Below are 18625 nucleotides of genomic sequence, written 5' to 3'. Positions count from 1 at the left end.
ATCCCGCCGGGTCCGCCGTGCCTACTCTGAACCCATGGAACCGGTGATCGACCAGGCCTTCGCGGCTGCCCTGTACTCGGACGGCGACGACGGCCTCGACACCGGCGCGTCCCTCCTCGCCGCCGCCCCGGCGGCCGACGCGGAGCTGCTGCGCCGAGGCGAGGAGTTCGTCCGGCGCGCCTGGGACCGTGGCTGGCTGCCCGCCGATCTCGTGCGCGTCGTCCGCGGCGAACTCGACGAGCACGCGGCCGGCCTGGCCGCCGGGCTGATCGGCTCGGAGGTCCGGCGTTACGAGGTGCTGCCACCTCGCTGGCGGGCCCAGCTGGACGAGCTGCCCGCCCCGCCGCCGACCGGGCGGCCGGACCGCTTCTCGTACGCCTCCGCGCTCCTGGGGCTCTACCGGCTGCTGCTCCGGCTGCCCGCGATCGAGCCGGTCGGCCCCCCGCCCGGCGCGTTGCGCGACACCCTGCACCGGCCGCCCGCGCACGACGAGCCGCGCATGCTGACCCGGATCCGCGCCCTGCTGGCCAAGGCCGAGGCGACCGGATTCCCCGAGGAGGCGGAGGCGCTCACCACCAAGGCGCAGGAGCTGATGGCCCGGCACAGCATCGACGAGGCCCTGCTTGCGGCACGTACGCACAGCGGCAGCGTGCCGGGCGCCTGCCGGATCGGGGTGGACGCCCCCTACGAGACGGCCAAGGCGATCCTGCTCGATGCCGTCGCGTCGGCGAACCGCTGCCGGGCCGTGTGGAACAGTGACCTCGGCTTCTCGACGGTGATCGGCTTCGAGCCGGACCTGGAGGCCGTGGAACTGCTCCACACCTCCCTGCTGGTGCAGGGCACGGCGGCGATGACCCGGGCCGAAGCCGGCCAGCGGGCCGGCGGCCGTAAACGGACCAAGACCTTCCGGCAGTCCTTTCTGATGGCCTACGCCCAGCGGCTGGGCCGGCGGCTGGCCGACGGCGCCGCCCGCGCCACCGCCGAGGCCGAGGCCGAAGGGGGCGCGGCCGGTGCGGCGGCCCCCGGGGCGGGCCTGCTGCCGGTGCTGGCCGCCCGGGACGTGGCGGTCACGGACACCGCGGAGAAGATGTTCCCCGCGACCACGACCACCCGGGTCCGGGGGGCCACGGACCTGGACGGCTGGACCCATGGGACGGCCGCGGCGGACCGGGTCAGGGTGGGCGGTGCCACGCCGGAGATCTCCGACTGAGGCCGGCGGCCCCGCCTCGGTGACGGCAGCGGTGGCGGTGGCGGTGCGGGGCGGCGGGTCGAGCCCTGAAGGCCCCGGGCCGGAGCCCGCGCCCCGAACTGGAAACCGCACCCGACAACTCGGGCATATCGGTAAATCCGGTTAGGCTCTGGGCATGAGCTGGCTCCGGGCGCTGAGGGAGACCGCCCGCTCGGGGCTGACGATCGAGAGAACGCGTCTCGAACCGGCGATCGCCATCCGAGGCGCGGCGGGTCTCGCTCTGGTGGTCGGGGTGAGCCTCGCCCTGTTCGGGCCGGTGATCGCGGCCAGCTCCGCGTTCGGCGCGTACCAGGCGGCGATCGCCACCTTCCAGCGCAGCTGGCGCCCCCGTCCGGTGCTCGCCCTGGTCTCCGGCATCAGCCTCGGCGTCTCGACCTTCCTCGGCTACATCACCGTCTCCCATCTGCCGCTCTTCCTGGTCCTGCTCGCGCTCTGGACCTTCCTTGCCGGGCTGGCCTGGGCGGCGGGTCCGACAGGCGGCATCATCGCCGCGTCCAACGTCGCGATCATGCTGGTCACGGTCACGCTGCCCACGTCCGTCGCCGAGGCGGCCCTGCACGCCCTGGTGATCACCTTCGGCGGGGTCGTCCAGGCGGCGCTGATCGTGCTGTTCCCGGTCCGCAGATGGGGCGCCCAGCGCGACGCCCTGGCCGATGCGCTGGCCGCCGAGGCCGACTACGCCCGCAGGCTGCGCCACGACCCGGTCGCCCCCTTCGACCCGATCCCCCTGATGGAGGCACGAGAGGCCGCCGCCGTCACGAACCGCCAGGCCCGCCGCCGCCCCGCCGAACTGCACGGCTCACGCGGGGCCGCCGAGCGGATCAGGCCGGTCCTCGCCTCGCTCGCGGACCCGGCGATGGGCGTACCGTCCGAGGGCCCGGAACGCGACCGGGTCCGTGAGCTCCTCGCCGCGGCCGGCTCCCTGCTCGACGCGGCGGCGCGGGCGATCCGCCACGGCGACCCCGTGCGGCTCCCCGGCGCCGCCGTCGCCGCGCTGAAGACCCCCGACACCGGCGCGCTGCTCACCGGCCCCCCGCTCCGCGCCGCCGACCGGCTGGCCGCCCTGCTCTCCGACGTCATCGAGGCCGCCGAGGGCGACGGCACGAAGGAGCAGCGGGCGGAGGCGGAGGAGGCCGCCGAGGCCATCGAGGCCGGACGGGGCGGCAGCGTCGCCGCCGAGCACCACCGGCGGCCCACTCTGCTGCGGCTGATTCCGGTGGTGCTCGGGTCGATGCGCCGCGAACTGCACCACGGTTCCCCGATCTTCCGGCACGCGATCCGGATCTCCGTCGTCGCCGCGGCCGGTTATCTGCTGGGCCTGGCGCTTCCGTACGGGCACGGCTACTGGGTGCCGATGGCGGCCGTCATGGTGATGCGGCCGGAGTTCTCCCGTACGTACGAGCGGTCCGTGGCGCGCTTCGGCGGCACCGTGGTCGGGGTCTTCGTCGCCAGCGTGATCGTCGAGGCGGCCCATCCGCGCGCGGGGCTCTCCGCCGTGCTCGCCGTGGCCTGTGCCCTGCTGATGTACCTGTTGATGCGCACCGGCTACGCCGTCGGCCAGGCCTGCGTGGCCGCCTATGTCGTCTTCCTGCTCGGCATGGCGGGCGACGACCTCTCGCAGACCGTGTTCGAACGGGTCTTCCTGACCCTGCTCGGCGGTCTCCTCGCGATGGCCTCGTACGCCGTCTACCCGGCGTGGGAGACGCCGAGGCTGCGCGGCCGGCTCGGCGACTGGCTCAAGGCGGACGGCCATTACGCCGCCTCGGTCGTCGATCAGTACGCCGATCCGGCGAGCCGCGGCCACGACGACGTCCGTCAGGCCCTGCTCGCCACCCGGAACGCGCGTGTCGCCTGGCAGGAGGCCGTGTCCACCGCTCAGCACGAACCGGTGCGCCACCGCGGCCTCTCGCGCGCGGCCGCCGACGACACCCAGCACGCGCTCGCCGACTTCGGCCGGTACGCGATGCTGATGGAGGCGCACCTGCCCGAGGGCGGCGCCACCCCCGTACCGGCGGCCGCCCCGCTCGCCGAGGCGTTGCGCCGGGCCACCGAGCAGGGTGCGAAATCGGTGCGGGAGCGGCGCGTACCGGACTGGACGCCGGTGCGGGAGGCGCTGGAGAAGTGGGACGAGGAGGAGCGGGCGCGCGGAGAGAAGTCGGACCCCGTCGTGCGCAACGGGGCCGGACTCCTGCTCGAAGCCCTGGAGGAGTTCTCCCAGGGACTGGACACCGGCTCGGGGTCCCGTGCCTCCGGTGGCGGCTGAGGCGGCGTCATATGCCTGGCCGGTGCCGCCGTTCGGGAGCCCGGCCGATGCCGCCCCGACGTCCGTCACGAGGTCGGCAGGTCGGGCAGCCCCTCCAGGGAGTCGGCGTCGGTCTTGGCGAGCGTGTCCTTGATGCCGTCGTCCCACGAGACGACGACGGTCTTTCCGTCGTTGGACTCGATGGCTCCCATGGTCCGGTCGGTGTCGCCGTCGGCGCATGTCAGCGACAGCATCGGCTTGTTGCCCATGTTCTTGGCCGTGCCCGAGCAGACGTGGGAGTCGGCGACGACCACGGCCTTCCCGGATGCGACGGAGAGGACGACGGCCTTGCCGTCGGTCTGCCCGGCCCAGGCGCCTTCCAGCGCCTTGAGGTCGCCGGTGGCGCCTTCCCCTCCGGAGCCGGAGTCGCCTCCGGTGCTGTCGGCGGGGGCCGAGGCGGCGTCCGAGCCGGCCGGCTTGTCCGCGCCGTCCTTGTCGCTGTCGCTGCCGCACCCGGTGAGGGCGAGAGCGGTGAGCAGCCCGGTGGCGACGACGGTGCCGGTACGTACGAGTTTGTACATGCTGAATTCCCCCTGGATGACGAATGACCGTCCAAGCTACCAGTGAGTCGGAATCGGGGCGGAACGGTCAACCACCGGATCCGGGAGCCGAACGGGCCGTTCGTACGTCTCTCTTCCGAGGGGTGCGGCAGCGGGGTGCTGTAACCGAGGGAACACCCCGCGTGCACGTGCATCCGCCCATGCATCCGCTCATGCGTCGACAATTGAACACAGCTATGATCCGAGACAGTTGACACTTGCACTTTGCAACTCGGGGAGCGTCCTGTGGACCACGTGTACAACGGCATGGCGGCCACAGAGCTTCGCGGAGTCGTCTGGCAGAAGAGCACGCACAGCAACTCCCAGGGCTCCTGCGTGGAGTTCGCGAAGCTGCCGGGCGGCGATGTGGCGATGCGCAATTCGCGTCATCCCGACGGGCCGGCGCTGGTCTATACGCCCGCGGAGATAGAGGCCCTGCTGCTCGGGGCGAAGGCCGGCGAGTTCGACCATCTCATAGCGGAGGCCTGAGTTCCTTCGGCGGTCTGTGCCGGGGCGTCATATTCCGGCGGCGCGGTGCGACGGCCGCCCGCGTGCGGTACTTCCCCCTGTGTCACGCCGGGTCGGACAGCCGGAAGAGGGCCCAGACGACCTTTCCCCGCGGGGTGGTTCCGGCGACGGAGCTCTCCGTCGCCCATACGGGTGAAGGGTGCCAGCCCCAGCAGTCGCTGAACGAGTCCACCAGGAACAGGCCGCGGCCCGACTCCGCGGAGTCCTCCGCCTCGGCCGCGACGGGGCTCGCCTGGCTGGGATCGCGCACCGCGCACACCAGCCGCGAGGTCCAGCGCATCAGATGCAGCCGCACGGGCGGGTCCTGGGGATCGCGCGGCAACTCGGCGGGCAGCGCGTGCCGCAGGGCGTTGGTGACCAGTTCGGAGACGACGAGCGCGACATCGTCGAACCGCTCGTCCAGACCCCAGCCGCTCAGGGTCGCCCGGGTGAACTGCCTTGCTCCGCCTACGGCTTCGTAGCGGGCGGGCAGAGCGCAGGTGGCCGATCCGGAGACGTCGGAGGGATCGATGGGGGGGAGCCCCTGTCGTAAGGGCTCGAGCATCGTCGATCCATTCGTCCCCATGCGAGGCACTCCCGGGATTCGTGGCTGTATCGGTACTGCGGGTACACGGGTACAGCGGCACAACACGAACGAGCACGCAGGTGCGCGACGCCCATGGTTCCGAATGCGCAGGGCAGATGCAAGGGCAGATGCACGTGCACGCGCCTGACCTGTCCGATAGCGTGCCGGTTCTTGGTCATTTCTTCCTGGGTGTAGTTTCCGGACCTTCTGGAAGTCTTCCCATTTCCGTAATCGAATGAGTACGGGCTGAAGCGTTTTGATGGCAGAATCCGGCTCTTGGGGTTCGGGGGGACCCCGATGCCCGGGAAGCGATGGGGAGGGTTGGACCGGTGGCGGCAGGCGAGTCAAGTGGTTCAGTGGTGCGGCGCATCCTGCTGGGCTCGCAGCTCAGGCGGTTGCGGGACTCGCGCGGCATCACCCGTGAGGCGGCCGGCTACTCCATCCGGGCTTCCGAATCGAAGATCAGCCGCATGGAGTTGGGACGGGTGAGCTTCAAGGCCAGGGACGTCGAGGACCTGCTCACGCTCTACGGAGTCACGGACGAGGCGGAGCGCGACTCCCTGCTCGGGCTGGCCCGTGAGGCCAACGTGGCGGGCTGGTGGCACAGTTACGGAGACGTGCTGCCCGGCTGGTTCCAGACGTACATCGGTCTGGAGGGTGCGGCCTCACTCATCCGTATCTACGAAGTCCAGTTCGTGCACGGCCTGTTGCAGACCGAGGAGTATGCGCACGCGGTCGTCTCGCGGGGCATGCGCGGCGCTCCCGCCGCCGAGGTCGACCGCCGGGTCGCGCTGCGGCTGGCGCGCCAGAAGACCCTCGTCTCCGAACGGGCCCCCCGCTTCCACGCCGTACTCGACGAGGCCGCGCTGCGCCGCCCCTACGGCGGACGGGAAGTGATGCGCGCCCAGTTGCGGCATCTGATCGAAATGTCGGAGCAGCCGAATATTACGCTTCAGGTGATGCCGTTCAGTTTTGGCGGGCATGCGGGAGAGAGCGGTTCCTTCACCATGCTGCGATTCCCGGAATCCGATCTGTCGGACATTGTCTATTTGGAGCAGCTGACAAGTGCGCTCTATCTGGACAAGGCCGAGGAAGTCGCCCAGTACGAAAAGGCGATGGCCCGGCTGCACGAAGACAGCCCGGGTCCCGAGGAGAGCCGGGATCTTCTCCGCGGTCTTCTCCAACTCTCCTGATTAGTCGTTACGATGGCGTACCACCAGGAGTCTGCACCTGAGTCAAGGGATCGCATGTCCTTCTTCCACGAGCTCGCCGCCCAGTACATCGACGGTGAATGGCGTGCCGGCACGGGCTCGTGGGACATCATCGATTTCAATCCCTACAGCGGGGAAAAGCTCGCGTCCATCACCGTCGCCACCGCGGACGAGGTCGACCGCGCCTACTGCGCCGCCGAGCGCGCCCAGCGGGAATGGGCCGCCACAAGTCCGTACGAACGCAGGGGCGTTCTGGAACGGGCCGCGCGGATCACCGAGGAAATGGCCGACGACATCGTCGAGGCGGTCATCGACGAGCTGGGCGGCACCCGGGCGAAGGCGCTGTACGAGCTGAACGCCGCCCTGGACTTCCTGCGCGAGGCCGCCCACCAGGCGCTGCGCCCCGAGGGCCGGATCCTGCCCTCGCCGGTGGACGGCAAGGAGAACCGTCTCTACCGGCTGCCGGTCGGCGTGATCGGTGTCATAAGCCCGTTCAACTTCCCCTTCCTGGTGGGGATCAAGTCGGCCGCGCCGGCGCTCGCGCTCGGCAACGCGGTCGTCATCAAGCCCAACCAGAACGCACCGGTGACCGGCGGCGGGCTGATCGCCCGGATCTTCGAGAAGGCCGGGCTGCCGGCCGGGCTGCTCAATGTCATCGTCACCGACATAGCCGAGATAGGCGATGTGTTCATCGAGCACCCCGTCCCCAAGGTGATCTCCTACGCCGGGTCGGACCGGGTGGGCCGCCATGTCGCCGCGACGGCGGGCGCGCTCTTCAAGCGCGCCATCCTCGAACTCAGCGGCAACAGCGCCCTGGTGGTGCTCGACGACGCGGACATCGACTACGCCGTCGACTCCGCCGTCTTCAGCCGCTTCGTCTATCAGGGCCAGGTCTGTATGGCCGCCAACCGGATCCTGGTGGACCGCGCCGTCGCCCCCGAGTTCACCGAGAAGTTCGTCGCCCGGGTGGCCGCCCTGCGCGCCGGTGACCCGCGTGACCCGCAGACGCAGATCGGCCCGGTCATCGACGCCTTCCAGGCCGACGCGCTGACCGCCCTGGTCGACCAGGCGCTCGCGGAGGGCGCCACGGCGCTGGTCCGGGGCCGTACCCGGGGCAACCTCGTCGAGCCCACCGTGCTCACCGGGCTCCCGGACGACTCCCCGCTGCTCTCCCAGGAGATCTACGGCCCGGTGGCGCTGCTGATCGAGTTCAACGGCGAGGAGGAGGCCGTACGGATCGCCGACGACAGCCCCTACGGGCTCAGCGGCGCCGTGCACACCGCCGATGTCGAACGCGGGGTGCGCTTCGCCCAGCGGATCGACAGCGGCATGTTCCACGTCAACGACGCCACCGTCCAGGACGATCCGCTGGTCGCCTTCGGCGGCAAGAAGAACTCCGGGACCGGCCGGCTGAACGGCGAGGCGACCGTGGAGGCGTTCACCACCCAGAAGTGGATATCGATCCAGCACGGCCGGAGCCCTTTCCCGCTCTGACCGGCACCCCACTACGCTCGTCGAAGTCGAGCAGAGAGGTGGGCGGGATGTCCGCGATCCGGTTGCTGGTCCTCTGCGCCGTACGGCAGCACGGCCGGGCACACGGCTATCAGATCCGCAACGACCTGGAGTACTGGGGCGCGCACGACTGGTCGCACGCCAAGCCGGGCTCGATCTACCACGCACTGAAGCAGATGGCGAAGCAGGGCCTCCTGCTCGCCCACGAGGTCGCCCCGAGCACGGCGGGCGGTCCGCCCCGTACCGAGTACGAGATCACCGAGCAGGGCGATGAGGAGTACTTCACCCTGCTGCGCGCGGCGCTGACCTCGTACGACCAGAAGCTGGACGTGCTGTCGGCGGGGCTGGGCGGGATCGTCGACCTGGAACGGGCCGAGGCGGTGGCCCTGCTCAAGGAACGGGTGGCCGGTCTCGTCCGGTGGCGGGGTTCCGTGACCGAGTACTACACGCCCGAGGCGGGACCGCAGTCGATCGGCCACATCGGCGAGATCATGAACATGTGGGTGCACTCGGCGGACGCCGGTGCCGAGTGGACCCGAGGGCTGATCGAGCGCATCGAGGGCGGTGCGTACACCTTCGCGGGCGAGGGCGCCCCGTTCGTCGGCGTGCTGGCCGAGGGCGAGCGGAACCCGTACGCGGCCGGCTCCGCCGACGAGGGACGCTGACCGCCCTCAGTGGTGGAACGACGTCGCCGGGCCGTGCTCGGCGCTCAGGGGGTGGTCCTGGCTCCGCAGCTCGGGCAGCAGCAGCTTCAGGTCCTCCAGCAGCAGCTCCGCCAGGTCCGACGAGAAGCCGTTGCGGCACACGATCCGGAGCACGGAGAGGTCCTCCCGGTTGGCCGGGAAGGTGTACGCGGGCACCAGCCAGCCGCGCTCACGCAGCCGGCGCGACACGTCGAAGACGTCGTACGCCGTCACCTCCGGCCTGGTCGTCAGCGCGAACACCGGCAGCTGGTCGCCCTGGGTGAGCAGCCGGAAGTCGCCGAGTTCCTCGATCTTCTTCGCCAGCCCCATGGCCACGTCCCGCGACGCCTGCTGCACGGCCCGGTAGCCCTCCCGGCCCAGCCGCAGGAAGGTGTAGTACTGCGCCACGACCTGCGCACCCGGCCGGGAGAAGTTCAGCGCGAAGGTCGGCATGTCGCCGCCCAGGTAGTTGACCCGGAAGACCAGCTCCTCGGGCAGCTCGGCCGGTGAGCGCCACAGCGCCCAGCCGACGCCCGGGTAGACCAGTCCGTACTTGTGCCCCGAGGTGTTGATCGAGGAGACCCGGGGGAGCCGGAAGTCCCACACCAGGTCCTCGTCGAGGAACGGTGCCACCATCGCTCCCGACGCCCCGTCGACGTGGACGGGAATGTCGAGGCCGGTGCGCTCCTGGAGGGCGTCGAGGGCGGCGCAGAGCTCGGCGATGGGTTCGTAGCTGCCGTCGAAGGTGGAGCCGAGGATGCCGACGACCCCGATGGTGTTCTCGTCGCAGAGATCGGCGGCGGCCTGCGGGTCGAGGTGGTAGCGGTCGCCCTCCATCGGGACCAGGCGCGGTTCGACCTCCCAGAACGTGCAGAACTTGTCCCAGCAGACCTGCACGTTCACACCCATGACCAGGTTGGGCCGGGCGGTCGCGGGGTAGCGGTCGGCGTTCTTGGCCGCCCAGCGCCGTTTGAGCGCCATGGCGGCCAGCATGCAGGCCTCGCTGGAACCGGTCGTCGAACAGCCGACGGCCGTTGCGGGGTCGGGGGCGTTCCAGAGGTCGGCGAGCATCGCCACACAGCGCCGTTCCAGTTCGGCGGTGCGCGGGTACTCGTCCTTGTCGATCATGTTCTTGTCGCGGCACTCACCCATCAGGACACCGGCCTGGGGCTCCATCCAGGTGGTGACGAAGGTGGCGAGGTTGAGCCGCGAGTTGCCGTCGAGCATCAGCTCGTCATGGACGAGGCCGTAGGCGGTGGCGGGCGGCAGCGGGCCTTCCGGCAGTTTGTGCCGGGGCGGTGCGGACTCCATCCCGGCGGTCGGGTCGGCCTCCCCGAAGAACGGGTTGAGCGCGAGCCTGCGCCGCGCGTCGGACGGTTCGGTGCTGTGGGCGGAGCCCTTGTGGAGCGGCATCGCGGACCTTCCCTTCTCGGGTCTTGGCAGTGGGTGGGGTGCTGCTCAGCCCTTGCTGATCACCGCGGCGGTTCCGTACGCACAGACCTCCGTGCCGACGTCGGCCGCCTCGGAGACGTCGAACCGCATCATCAGCACCGCGTTGGCGCCGCGTGCCTTCGCCTGCTCGACCAGCCGCTCCATGGCCTGGTTGCGGGTCTCGACGAGCGTTTTGGTCAGCCCCTTCAGCTCGCCGCCGATCATGGACTTCAGCCCGGCCCCGATCTGGCTGCCGAGGTGGCGGGAGCGGACCGTCAGGCCGAACACCTCGCCGATGACCTCGGTCACCTGGTGGCCGGGTACGTCATTGGTCGTGACGACCAGCACATCGGAATGCTGTGTCTGGCCGCCGCCGAAATCCTCAATGCCCATGGTGTGGCACCTCCTGGGACCGAGTTTTGCCCCGGTTCATCCCGTGTGCATCTCCACAGGGGCCAGTGGAACCGGGAGGGGGTCTGCGGCGTTGATAGCTTGGGGCGGCCACGCAGCCGCCATCGACCCACATCCTGGAGCCCGGACCCTTGAATACGCTTGCGCTCGGACCGAGCTGGCTGGACCCGGACCACCTCATCGGACAGTTCGGGCTGATCGGTGTGCTGGTCATCGTCTTCGCCGAGTCCGGGCTGCTGATCGGGTTCTTCCTGCCCGGCGACTCGCTCCTGTTCACCACGGGCCTGCTCGTGACGACGGACAAGCTGGACACCCCGCTGTGGCTGGTCTGCGTCCTGGTGGCGCTGGCGGCGATCATCGGTGACCAGGTCGGCTACCTCTTCGGCCGCAAGGTCGGTCCCTCGCTCTTCAACCGCCCGGACTCCCGCCTCTTCAAGCAGGAGAACGTCGAGAAGGCCCACGAGTTCTTCGAGAAGTACGGCCCGAAGTCGCTGATCCTGGCCCGCTTCGTGCCCATCGTGCGGACGTTCACGCCGATCATCGCCGGTGTCAGCCGGATGAACTACCGCTCGTTCATCACGTTCAACATCATCGGCGGGATCCTCTGGGGCGTCGGGGTGACGCTCCTCGGGGCGGGGCTGGGCCAGATCGAGTTCGTCCACAAGAACATCGAGGCCATGCTGGTCCTGATCGTGCTGATCTCGGTCGTGCCGATCGGCATCGAGTTCCTGCGGGCCCGCAGCAAGGCGAAGAAGGAGGCTGCGGCCACCGAGGACGAGGACCGGGAGCCGGGCACCGGCGGCAGCGCGGCCGGAGGCCGCCGCGGCGGCCGTCACGCCAGGCGCTGACCCCGGTCCGGGGCGCGGTGGGCCCCTCCGTCAGAAGCCGCGCGTCCGCTTGGCCGCGCGGCGGTTCGCCCCGCCGACCGCCCCCGGTACCCGCATGAACAGCCGGGAGATCTCGCTTCCCAGGTTCACCCCGATGGCGATGGCCAGGGCCGTCGCCACCGCGGTCGACAGCGAGGCGAGTCCCCTGTCCAGCTCGTTCTGGGCGACGCCCAGCAGACCGAAGTACGTCGCGGAGCCGGGCAGCAGCGGGCCGATCGCCGCCGTGATGAACGGCAGCGACGAGGTGTAGCGGTAGCGCGAGAACAACTGCCCGAACAGCCCGACGAGCCCGGCCGCCGCCGCTGTCGCCGCCACCGCGGAGAGGTGGCCCGTCCGGGCCATCGCCCCGTAGATGACCCAGGCCACGCCGCCGTTCAGGGTCACCGCCAGCACCGTGGCCCGCTCCTGCTGGAGCAGGATCGCGAAGGCCAGGGTCAGCACCATCGACGCCAGGATCTGCACCACCGGCCGGTCATGGGTGATGAACCGTGCCTCCGGGTCCAGCTCGGCGCCCAGCTGGAGCCCCCCGTAGAGGGCCAGCAGCACCCCGGCGACGATGGCGATGAAGAAGTACATGACCTCCAGCAGCCGGGCCGAAGCGGTGATGTAGTAGCCGGTCAGGCCGTCCTGCACGCCCGCGACCAGCGCCCGCCCCGGCAGGAGTGCGAACAGCCCACCCGTGATCACCGCCGACGGCCGGACGTCCGACCAGTGGGTGAGGGTCAGCGCCACGCCCATCGCGGCGGGCGGCATCGCGGCCACGACGAACTGGTAGAACTCCGGCAGCCCGCGCCCCGCACACAGCCAGGCCAGCCGGTCACCGAGCATCGCGCCGACCGCGGCGATCAGGAACACCAGCGGCCCGCCGCCCACCAGCACCGATGCCGCGCCCGCCAGACAGCCGGCAGCCAGCGTGAGCACCCAGCCGGGGTACGGATGCCGGTTCCGGCGGATCTCCGCGAGGCGCCGGTAGGCCTCCTCCAGCGAGATCTCGCCCTCCACGGTCGTGATGTCGTCGATCAGCCGGAAGACGGCCGCCAGCCGGGTGTAGTCGGTACCCCGGCGGCGTACGGTACGGCTTGCCGTCACCGGGTCCTCGACCAGCGACGGCTGGTGCGAGATCGACAGCAGCGTGAAGGTGACGGTCGGCTCGCAGCGGTCGAGACCGTAGCTGCGGGTCACCGCGAACATCGCCGCCTCGACGTCCTCGGCCCCCTCGCCGCCCGCGAGCAGCAGCTCCCCGATACGCAGGGTCAGGTCGAGCACGCGCGGCACCGCGGGGCCCACGTCGTCGTGCCGCTGGACGGTTTCCGGAGCCGGACGGTCGGCGACCGGCATACGCAGCATCGTGCGCATCCGGTCCTGCCAGGGAGCCTCCTTGGTCAGCCGGATCATCGGGATGCCGTGCGCGGGCGTGAAGGCGGGCGGGGAGTTCCGGACGTCGTAGGTGCGCGGCGGGGCGAAGGCGGAGCCGATCGTGTCCGAACCGGAAGCGGAACCCGTCCCCTGGCCGGTCGCCGGGCCCTGCGGCTCGGGTGTCAGCCCCGACGGCAGGGAGAACTCCGACGTCGGATGGTCGTCGTCCGACGCCGGGGCCGACCTCTCGACCCCGGCAGGCTGGGAGAAGGCGCTCCGCGCCTCGTCGGACTGGGGCTTCTGGTCATCGGGACCGCCCGGTTCCGCCACCACTCGACCTCGATCCTCATCGGCTGCGCGTCCTCGGCTGCGCTCCTGCCCAGTATGGCCACGCCCATGGGCGGTCATACGAACGGGCGGCACACCCGTGAAGGTGTACCGCCCGAAAGCTGTTCAGAACCGCAAGCGGAACGTCAGTGCGCGCCGCCCTGCGCCTCAAGGCGCTTGTACGAGTTCTCGATCTCGGCCTCGGCCTCGACACGGCCGACCCAGTCGGCGCCCTCGACGGACTTGCCGGGCTCCAGGTCCTTGTAGACCTCGAAGAAGTGCTGGATCTCCAGGCGGTCGAACTCCGACACGTGGTGGATGTCGCGCAGGTGCTCCACCCGGGGGTCGGAGGCCGGAACGCACAGCAGCTTGTCGTCGCCGCCGGCCTCGTCCGTCATCCGGAACATGCCGATCGCGCGGCACTTGATGAGGCAGCCGGGGAACGTCGGCTCCTCCAGGATGACCAGCGCGTCCAGCGGGTCGCCGTCCTCGCCGAGGGTGTTCTCGACGAAACCGTAGTCCGCCGGGTAGCTGGTCGAGGTGAAGAGTCGACGGTCCAGCCGGATCCGACCGGTCTCGTGGTCCACCTCGTACTTGTTCCGCGAACCCTTCGGGATCTCGATAACGACGTCGAACTCCACGGGTGGCTCCTCCATGATCAACACATACGACTGATGGTTAAGTGTCCCCCACGGAGTTGTGTGCTCGCGAAAGGGGCTGGTCAACGGTGGGCGATCCGTCGAAAAGACCGTCGATCAATCCGTTCTCCCGCGTTGACAGGGCGGCCCTCACGGACCGTCTGGGCATGCGTAACGGACTGAGCGACCGGCAGTTCGCGGCCGTTTCCGCCGTCCTGGGCCTGGCGCTCGCAGCCGGCGCCGCCTTTGCCGCCGGTCCCTGGGACTCGGGTCAGCGTAAGGCCGAGCAGGACTGGGCCGCCGCCCGGGCCGGTACAGGTGGCGCACATCACCAGCCCGACGCACCCTCCGGACCGGCCCCGGCGCCCAGCGCCCCGGCCGTACTCGCGGCGCTGGGCACCGGCACCGACGACTCCGCGCCGGACGGGGCGGCGGCCCCGGACGGAGCGGCGGCCGCACTGCGCGCCGCGCTCGGCCCCCTGCTGAAGGCCCCCGCGCTCGGCACCCGCCGCAGCGCCGTCGTCATCGACACCGCGACCGGCAGGCGGCTGTACGGGCTGGCGGCCGACACCCCCATGACGCCCGCGTCCACCGTCAAGATCGCCACCACGGTCGCGGCCCTGAGCGCGCTCGGCCCGGCCCATCGCATCCCCACGACCGTCCGGGCCTCCGCCGACCTGCGCACCGTGACACTGGTCGGCGGCGGCGATCCCACCCTCGACCGGGCGGCCCTGCGCTCCCTGGCCGCCGGCACGGCCCGCGCCCTCAAGGACGGCGGGGTCCGTTCCGTGCGGCTGCGGTACGACACCTCCGGCTACTCGGGCCCCGCACTCCACCCGATCGGCCCCAACGAGAACATCGCGCCCGTGAGCGCCCTGATGGTCGACGAGGGGCGGCTCGACGACACCTCCAGCGGGCCCGCGCCGCGCAGCGACGACCCGGCCCGCGATGCCGCGGACCTCTTCGGCGAACTGCTGGACGAGGCCGGGATCACCACCGGGGACGGCCCGAAGCCCGGCCGGGCGGCCGCGAAGTCCCGGTCCGTCGCCGAGCACCTCTCCGTCCCGCTGTCCGCCCTCGTCGAGCGGGCGCTGACCAACAGCGACAACGACATCGCCGAAGCACTGGCCCGCCAGACCGCGATCGCCGCGGGCGAACCGGCCGACTTCGCCGGCGGCCGACGGGCCGTCACCGCGCAGCTGAAGAAACTGGGTCTGCCGCTGAAGGGCGTGGTCATCGCAGACGGCAGCGGACTCAACCGCAAGGACAAGGTCACCGCCGCCCTGCTCGCCGGACTCCTCGCCCGCGCGGCCGGTCAGGACCACGCGGAGCTGCGCCCCGTCCTCACCGGCCTCCCGGTGGCCGGCTTCAGCGGCACGCTGAGCAGCCGTTACACCACGAAATCCGGCGGCACCGGACTGATCCGCGCCAAGACCGGCACCCTCACGGGTGTCAACAGCCTCTCCGGCACGGTCGTCGACCCCCGGGGCCGGCTGCTCGCGTTCGCCTTCCTCGTATCGGGCACCACCGCCCCGGCCGAGGCGCAGTCGGCCCTCGACGCGCTCGCGACCGCGCTGGCCGCCGGCCGGCGCTGAGAGGCCGCACGGCGGACGGGAGCGGGCCGGGCGGGCCGCGGGCCCGGGGCGGAGCGCCGGTGGCCGGCGCCGAAGCGGCGGAGAGGTGTCCGGGGCCCCGGGACGCCTCCATTTGCCGGTCGGTCCAGGGGTCGAGCACGTACGGTTGACGCATGACGAGCATCGGTGGTGCCGGGATGGTCGACTGGAATCTCGCGGTCGCGACAGCGACCCGGCTTGTGCGGCCGGGTCCCGAGATCAGCCGCGAGGAGGCCCGCGAGGTCGTCGCGGAGCTGCGCAGGCATGCCAAGGCCGCGGAGGAGCACGTCCGTTCCTTCACCCGGATGATCCCCGAGGGGACGGAGCCGGAGGACACCCCGGTCCTGGTCGTCGACCGGGCGGGCTGGATCAGGGCGAACGTCGCGGGCTTCCGGGAACTGCTGCGCCCCCTCCTGGAGAAGATGGAGGAGCGGCGCGGCGGCGGTACCGGCGGCGCCGTGATCGGCGCGGTCGGCTCCAAGGTGACCGGCGTGGAGGTGGGGATGCTGCTGTCGTTCCTGGCCTCCCGGGTCCTCGGCCAGTACGAGACGTTCGCGCCCGCCACCCGCGATCTCCCCGCCTCGGCCGACGGCGGCGGCAGGCTCCTGCTGGTCGCCCCGAACATCGTCCACGTCGAGCGGGAGCTGGAGGTCGACCCGCACGACTTCCGCCTCTGGGTGGCCCTCCACGAGGAGACGCACCGCACGCAGTTCACCGCGGTGCCCTGGCTCCGCGATCATCTGCAGGGCGAGATCCAGTCATTTCTCGACGAGACCGACGTCGACCCGATGACGGTCCTCGAACGGCTCCGCGAGGCCGCCCAGTCGCTGGCGGGCGGCCGGCCGGAGGGCGAGGAGGGCGAGGACGGCGGCCGCAGCCTCGTCGAGATCGTCCAGACGCCCGCCCAGCGGGAGATCCTCGGACGGCTCACCGCGGTGATGTCGCTGCTGGAGGGGCACGCCGACTACGTGATGGACGGCGTCGGCCCCGAGGTGGTGTCCTCCGTCGGCGAGATCCGGGAGAAGTTCCAGCAGCGCAGGGCGCGCGGCGCGAGCCGTCTCGACCAGGCGCTGCGCAAGCTCCTGGGGCTCGACGCCAAGCTGCGCCAGTACCGGGACGGCGAGCGGTTCGTGCGCGCCGTCGTCGACGAGGTCGGCATGGACGGCTTCAACCGGGTCTGGACCTCGCCCAACACCCTGCCGACCAAGGCGGAGATCGCCAGGCCCGAGGAGTGGATCGCGCGGGTGCACCGTAAGGCAGAGTCATGATCACGGAACGCGCACCGGGCGGGAACCCGAGGGTGACGCGCCGGTAATCACCCATCCGAGGGACCGTAGGGGCATGGGAAGGCGTGCAATGCTCGATGGACGGGTTTGCTCTGTCACCATCGACGCACTCTGAGTGACGGCACTCTTCTCCGTCCCGGCACTCGGAGGCACCTCTCCAGAACTTCACGAAGGGCACCGGACATGGGTCCCCATCCTGCGGTCGCGGCGATACGCCTGGCGGTCCGCCGCGTACTCCACGACGTACTCACCGAATTCGCCGATCAGACCGAACACACCGGGCATGCCGGACGTGCCCCGCACCCCGAGCTCGCCGAAGCCGGGGCGGGCAGGCGGCGCCCCGCCCTTCCCGAACGCACCGATACCCCACTGGTGCTGGTCGCATGCTCCGGCGGCGCCGATTCCATGGCGCTCGCCTCCGCACTCGCCTTCGAGGCCCGCAAACTCGCCGTCCGGGCCGGCGGCATCACCGTCGACCACGGCCTCCAGAACGGCTCCGACGCCCGCGCCATCGAGGTCGCGGGCCGCCTCACCGCCATGGACCTCGACCCGGTCGAAGCCATCGCGGTGCGCGTCGGCCACGAGGGCGGGCCCGAGGCCGCCGCCCGCGACGCCCGCTACGCGGCGCTGGACGCCGCCGCCGAACGTCACGGCGCCGCCGCCGTACTGCTCGGACACACCCGGGACGACCAGGCGGAGACGGTGTTGCTGGGCCTCGCCCGAGGCTCCGGCATCCGCTCCCTCTCCGGCATGGCCGCCGCGTCCGGACCGGCCGACCGCTACCGCCGCCCCTTCCTCCAACTCGACCGCCAGACCGCCCGCACGGCCTGTCTGGTCCAGTCACTGCCCGTCTGGGACGACCCGCACAACGTCGACCCCGCTTACACCCGCTCCCGGCTGCGCCACGAGGGCCTGCCTGCCCTGGAGAAGGCGCTGGGCAAAGGGGTCGTCGAGGCGCTGGCCCGTACGGCCCAGCTCTCCCGCGACGACGCCGACGCCCTGGACACCTGGGCCGCCGAGGCGGGACGTGACGTCCGCGACGACGCGGGCCGGCTGGAGTGCGCCAAGCTGTACGTCCTGCCGCCGGCGGTCCGCCGGCGCGTGCTGCGCCGGGCGGCCATAGAGGCGGGCTCTCCGGCCGGTTCCCTCTTCGCCCGGCACATCGAGGAAGTCGACCGCCTCATCACCGGCTGGCGCGGCCAGCAGGCCATCAACCTGCCCGGCCGCGTCGAAGCCCTGCGCCAGGGTGGCAGACTGGTGATTCGGCAGAGCTGACGCACAAGCGGCTGGCATTCGGCGAGCGGCCCGCGCAGATCCGGGACACCATCCCGGATCCGGCGGGCAAAGAAAGAGACGCGGGTGAACGAGAAGGACATGGGCACCGACCTTCAGTCGGTGCTCCTCACCAAGGAAGAGATCGACGCGAAGCTCGTCGAGCTGGCCGCGAAGATCGACGCGGAGTACGCGGGCAAGGACCTGCTCCTCGTCGGTGTCCTCAAGGGCGCGGTGATGGTCATGGCGGACCTGGCGCGTGCGCTGTCCACCCCCGTCACCATGGACTGGATGGCCGTCTCGTCGTACGGTGCGGGCACCCAGTCCTCCGGTGTCGTCCGGATCCTCAAGGACCTGGACACCGACATCAAGGGCAAGCACGTCCTGATCGTCGAGGACATCATCGACTCGGGCCTGACGCTGTCCTGGCTGATGTCGAACCTGGGCTCTCGCGAGCCCGCATCGCTGGAGATCTGCACCCTGCTGCGCAAGCCGGACGCGGCGAAGGTCGCGCTCGACTGCAAGTGGGTCGGCTTCGACATCCCCAACGAGTTCGTCGTCGGCTATGGGCTGGACTACGCGGAGAAGTACCGCAACCTCCCCTTCGTCGGCACCCTCGCCCCGCACGTCTACGGCGGCTGAGCACGACGCCGCCGAACCCGCCCCGGCTCAGGGGAACCCTCACAGATTTCCCGCCGTTGAGCCTTCGAAGGCGGGTTTGACAGACTTCCTCGGCCGTCGTCGGTGACAATGCCGGTGTACCGTCCGAAGAACAGTCTTTACTCACAGCAGCATTTACCTACGGGCAGGAGGGA

Annotated in this window: 17 protein-coding genes; 11 read left to right on the top strand and 6 right to left on the bottom strand. The window is 71.0% G+C overall.

Annotated features, from left to right (window positions below):
• The first annotated feature begins 34 nt into the window (after window positions 1-34).
• Window positions 35-1210, top strand: coding sequence for a DUF2786 domain-containing protein (locus tag ACZ4LX_RS27600; protein ID WP_467649478.1), 1176 nt, complete (start codon window positions 35-37; stop codon window positions 1208-1210).
• A 154-nt stretch (window positions 1211-1364) separates the two neighbouring features.
• Entirely contained in the window at window positions 1365-3512 is a 2148-nt protein-coding gene (locus ACZ4LX_RS27595; protein ID WP_467649479.1) for an FUSC family protein, read from the top strand.
• A gap of 65 nt (window positions 3513-3577) precedes the next feature.
• On the opposite strand, the gene ACZ4LX_RS27590 is transcribed toward ACZ4LX_RS27595, so the two are convergent.
• Window positions 3578-4072, bottom strand: a complete 495-nt coding sequence (locus ACZ4LX_RS27590) for a hypothetical protein (protein ID WP_467649480.1) — start codon at window positions 4070-4072, stop codon at window positions 3578-3580.
• A 264-nt stretch (window positions 4073-4336) separates the two neighbouring features.
• Here ACZ4LX_RS27590 and ACZ4LX_RS27585 point away from each other — a divergent pair, with 264 nt between their 5' ends.
• On the top strand, window positions 4337-4579 hold the full coding sequence (locus ACZ4LX_RS27585) for a DUF397 domain-containing protein (RefSeq protein WP_467649481.1): 243 nt from the start codon (window positions 4337-4339) through the stop codon (window positions 4577-4579).
• An 82-nt stretch (window positions 4580-4661) separates the two neighbouring features.
• On the opposite strand, the gene ACZ4LX_RS27580 is transcribed toward ACZ4LX_RS27585, so the two are convergent.
• Window positions 4662-5162 (bottom strand): ATP-binding protein, encoded by a 501-nt coding sequence (locus ACZ4LX_RS27580; RefSeq protein WP_467649482.1) that lies wholly within the window; start codon window positions 5160-5162, stop codon window positions 4662-4664.
• A 332-nt stretch (window positions 5163-5494) separates the two neighbouring features.
• Between ACZ4LX_RS27580 and ACZ4LX_RS27575 the strand changes: the two genes are divergently transcribed.
• The 3 genes from ACZ4LX_RS27575 to ACZ4LX_RS27565 are packed head-to-tail and all read left to right on the top strand — an operon-like array spanning window position 5495 to window position 8571.
• The gene (locus ACZ4LX_RS27575; protein WP_467649483.1) at window positions 5495-6376 is read left to right on the top strand and encodes a helix-turn-helix domain-containing protein; all 882 of its coding nucleotides are present in this window, start codon (window positions 5495-5497) and stop codon (window positions 6374-6376) included.
• Between the two features lie 54 nt (window positions 6377-6430).
• Complete coding sequence (locus ACZ4LX_RS27570; protein ID WP_467649484.1) at window positions 6431-7888, top strand: aldehyde dehydrogenase family protein; 1458 nt, start codon at window positions 6431-6433, stop codon at window positions 7886-7888.
• Between the two features lie 47 nt (window positions 7889-7935).
• Window positions 7936-8571 carry a PadR family transcriptional regulator gene (locus ACZ4LX_RS27565; protein ID WP_467649485.1) on the top strand — a complete coding sequence of 212 codons (636 nt, stop codon included), beginning with the start codon at window positions 7936-7938 and terminating at the stop codon, window positions 8569-8571.
• A 6-nt stretch (window positions 8572-8577) separates the two neighbouring features.
• Here the strand turns inward: ACZ4LX_RS27565 and ACZ4LX_RS27560 are convergent, their stop codons facing one another.
• Window positions 8578-10002 (bottom strand): glutamate decarboxylase, encoded by a 1425-nt coding sequence (locus tag ACZ4LX_RS27560; protein ID WP_467649486.1) that lies wholly within the window; start codon window positions 10000-10002, stop codon window positions 8578-8580.
• Window positions 10003-10047: 45 nt separating this feature from the next.
• Window positions 10048-10413, bottom strand: coding sequence for a YbjQ family protein (locus ACZ4LX_RS27555; RefSeq protein ID WP_467649487.1), 366 nt, complete (start codon window positions 10411-10413; stop codon window positions 10048-10050).
• Between the two features lie 149 nt (window positions 10414-10562).
• Here ACZ4LX_RS27555 and ACZ4LX_RS27550 point away from each other — a divergent pair, with 149 nt between their 5' ends.
• The gene (locus tag ACZ4LX_RS27550) at window positions 10563-11279 is read left to right on the top strand and encodes a DedA family protein (protein ID WP_467649488.1); all 717 of its coding nucleotides are present in this window, start codon (window positions 10563-10565) and stop codon (window positions 11277-11279) included.
• A gap of 30 nt (window positions 11280-11309) precedes the next feature.
• On the opposite strand, the gene ACZ4LX_RS27545 is transcribed toward ACZ4LX_RS27550, so the two are convergent.
• Window positions 11310-13007 carry a threonine/serine exporter family protein gene (locus tag ACZ4LX_RS27545; RefSeq protein ID WP_467649489.1) on the bottom strand — a complete coding sequence of 566 codons (1698 nt, stop codon included), beginning with the start codon at window positions 13005-13007 and terminating at the stop codon, window positions 11310-11312.
• A 140-nt stretch (window positions 13008-13147) separates the two neighbouring features.
• Window positions 13148-13642 carry an inorganic diphosphatase gene (locus ACZ4LX_RS27540; RefSeq protein WP_123525235.1) on the bottom strand — a complete coding sequence of 165 codons (495 nt, stop codon included), beginning with the start codon at window positions 13640-13642 and terminating at the stop codon, window positions 13148-13150.
• A gap of 164 nt (window positions 13643-13806) precedes the next feature.
• Here ACZ4LX_RS27540 and dacB point away from each other — a divergent pair, with 164 nt between their 5' ends.
• The 4 genes from dacB to hpt all read left to right on the top strand — a co-directional run bounded on the left by dacB (window position 13807) and on the right by hpt (window position 18452).
• Window positions 13807-15234, top strand: a complete 1428-nt coding sequence (gene dacB / locus ACZ4LX_RS27535; protein ID WP_467649490.1) for a D-alanyl-D-alanine carboxypeptidase/D-alanyl-D-alanine endopeptidase — start codon at window positions 13807-13809, stop codon at window positions 15232-15234.
• 152 nt (window positions 15235-15386) lie between these two features.
• On the top strand, window positions 15387-16520 hold the full coding sequence (locus tag ACZ4LX_RS27530; protein ID WP_467649491.1) for a zinc-dependent metalloprotease: 1134 nt from the start codon (window positions 15387-15389) through the stop codon (window positions 16518-16520).
• Between the two features lie 201 nt (window positions 16521-16721).
• On the top strand, window positions 16722-17813 hold the full coding sequence (tilS, locus tag ACZ4LX_RS27525; RefSeq protein ID WP_467649492.1) for a tRNA lysidine(34) synthetase TilS: 1092 nt from the start codon (window positions 16722-16724) through the stop codon (window positions 17811-17813).
• A gap of 99 nt (window positions 17814-17912) precedes the next feature.
• Window positions 17913-18452 (top strand): hypoxanthine phosphoribosyltransferase, encoded by a 540-nt coding sequence (gene hpt, locus ACZ4LX_RS27520; RefSeq protein WP_037777945.1) that lies wholly within the window; start codon window positions 17913-17915, stop codon window positions 18450-18452.
• Window positions 18453-18625: the final 173 nt, after the last annotated feature.

The organism is Streptomyces sp. NPDC026062, from assembly GCF_055568375.1.
Note: the sequence above shows the minus strand (reverse complement) of the source record. Positions and strands in the feature narration are given on the sequence as shown.

What these genes read in the sequence shown, in the direction of transcription:
- ACZ4LX_RS27565 (WP_467649485.1), top strand. Translation starts at nt 7,936, where the DNA reads ATGTCCGCGATCCGGTTGCTGGTCCTCTGCGCCGTACGGCAGCACGGC.
- ACZ4LX_RS27560 (WP_467649486.1), bottom strand. Translation starts at nt 10,002, where the DNA reads ATGCCGCTCCACAAGGGCTCCGCCCACAGCACCGAACCGTCCGACGCG.
- ACZ4LX_RS27595 (WP_467649479.1), top strand. Translation starts at nt 1,365, where the DNA reads ATGAGCTGGCTCCGGGCGCTGAGGGAGACCGCCCGCTCGGGGCTGACG.
- ACZ4LX_RS27570 (WP_467649484.1), top strand. Translation starts at nt 6,431, where the DNA reads ATGTCCTTCTTCCACGAGCTCGCCGCCCAGTACATCGACGGTGAATGG.
- ACZ4LX_RS27575 (WP_467649483.1), top strand. Translation starts at nt 5,495, where the DNA reads ATGGGGAGGGTTGGACCGGTGGCGGCAGGCGAGTCAAGTGGTTCAGTG.
- ACZ4LX_RS27590 (WP_467649480.1), bottom strand. Translation starts at nt 4,072, where the DNA reads ATGTACAAACTCGTACGTACCGGCACCGTCGTCGCCACCGGGCTGCTC.
- ACZ4LX_RS27530 (WP_467649491.1), top strand. Translation starts at nt 15,387, where the DNA reads ATGACGAGCATCGGTGGTGCCGGGATGGTCGACTGGAATCTCGCGGTC.
- hpt (WP_037777945.1), top strand. Translation starts at nt 17,913, where the DNA reads ATGGGCACCGACCTTCAGTCGGTGCTCCTCACCAAGGAAGAGATCGAC.
- ACZ4LX_RS27580 (WP_467649482.1), bottom strand. Translation starts at nt 5,162, where the DNA reads ATGCTCGAGCCCTTACGACAGGGGCTCCCCCCCATCGATCCCTCCGAC.
- ACZ4LX_RS27600 (WP_467649478.1), top strand. Translation starts at nt 35, where the DNA reads ATGGAACCGGTGATCGACCAGGCCTTCGCGGCTGCCCTGTACTCGGAC.
- dacB (WP_467649490.1), top strand. Translation starts at nt 13,807, where the DNA reads ATGCGTAACGGACTGAGCGACCGGCAGTTCGCGGCCGTTTCCGCCGTC.
- ACZ4LX_RS27555 (WP_467649487.1), bottom strand. Translation starts at nt 10,413, where the DNA reads ATGGGCATTGAGGATTTCGGCGGCGGCCAGACACAGCATTCCGATGTG.
- tilS (WP_467649492.1), top strand. Translation starts at nt 16,722, where the DNA reads ATGGGTCCCCATCCTGCGGTCGCGGCGATACGCCTGGCGGTCCGCCGC.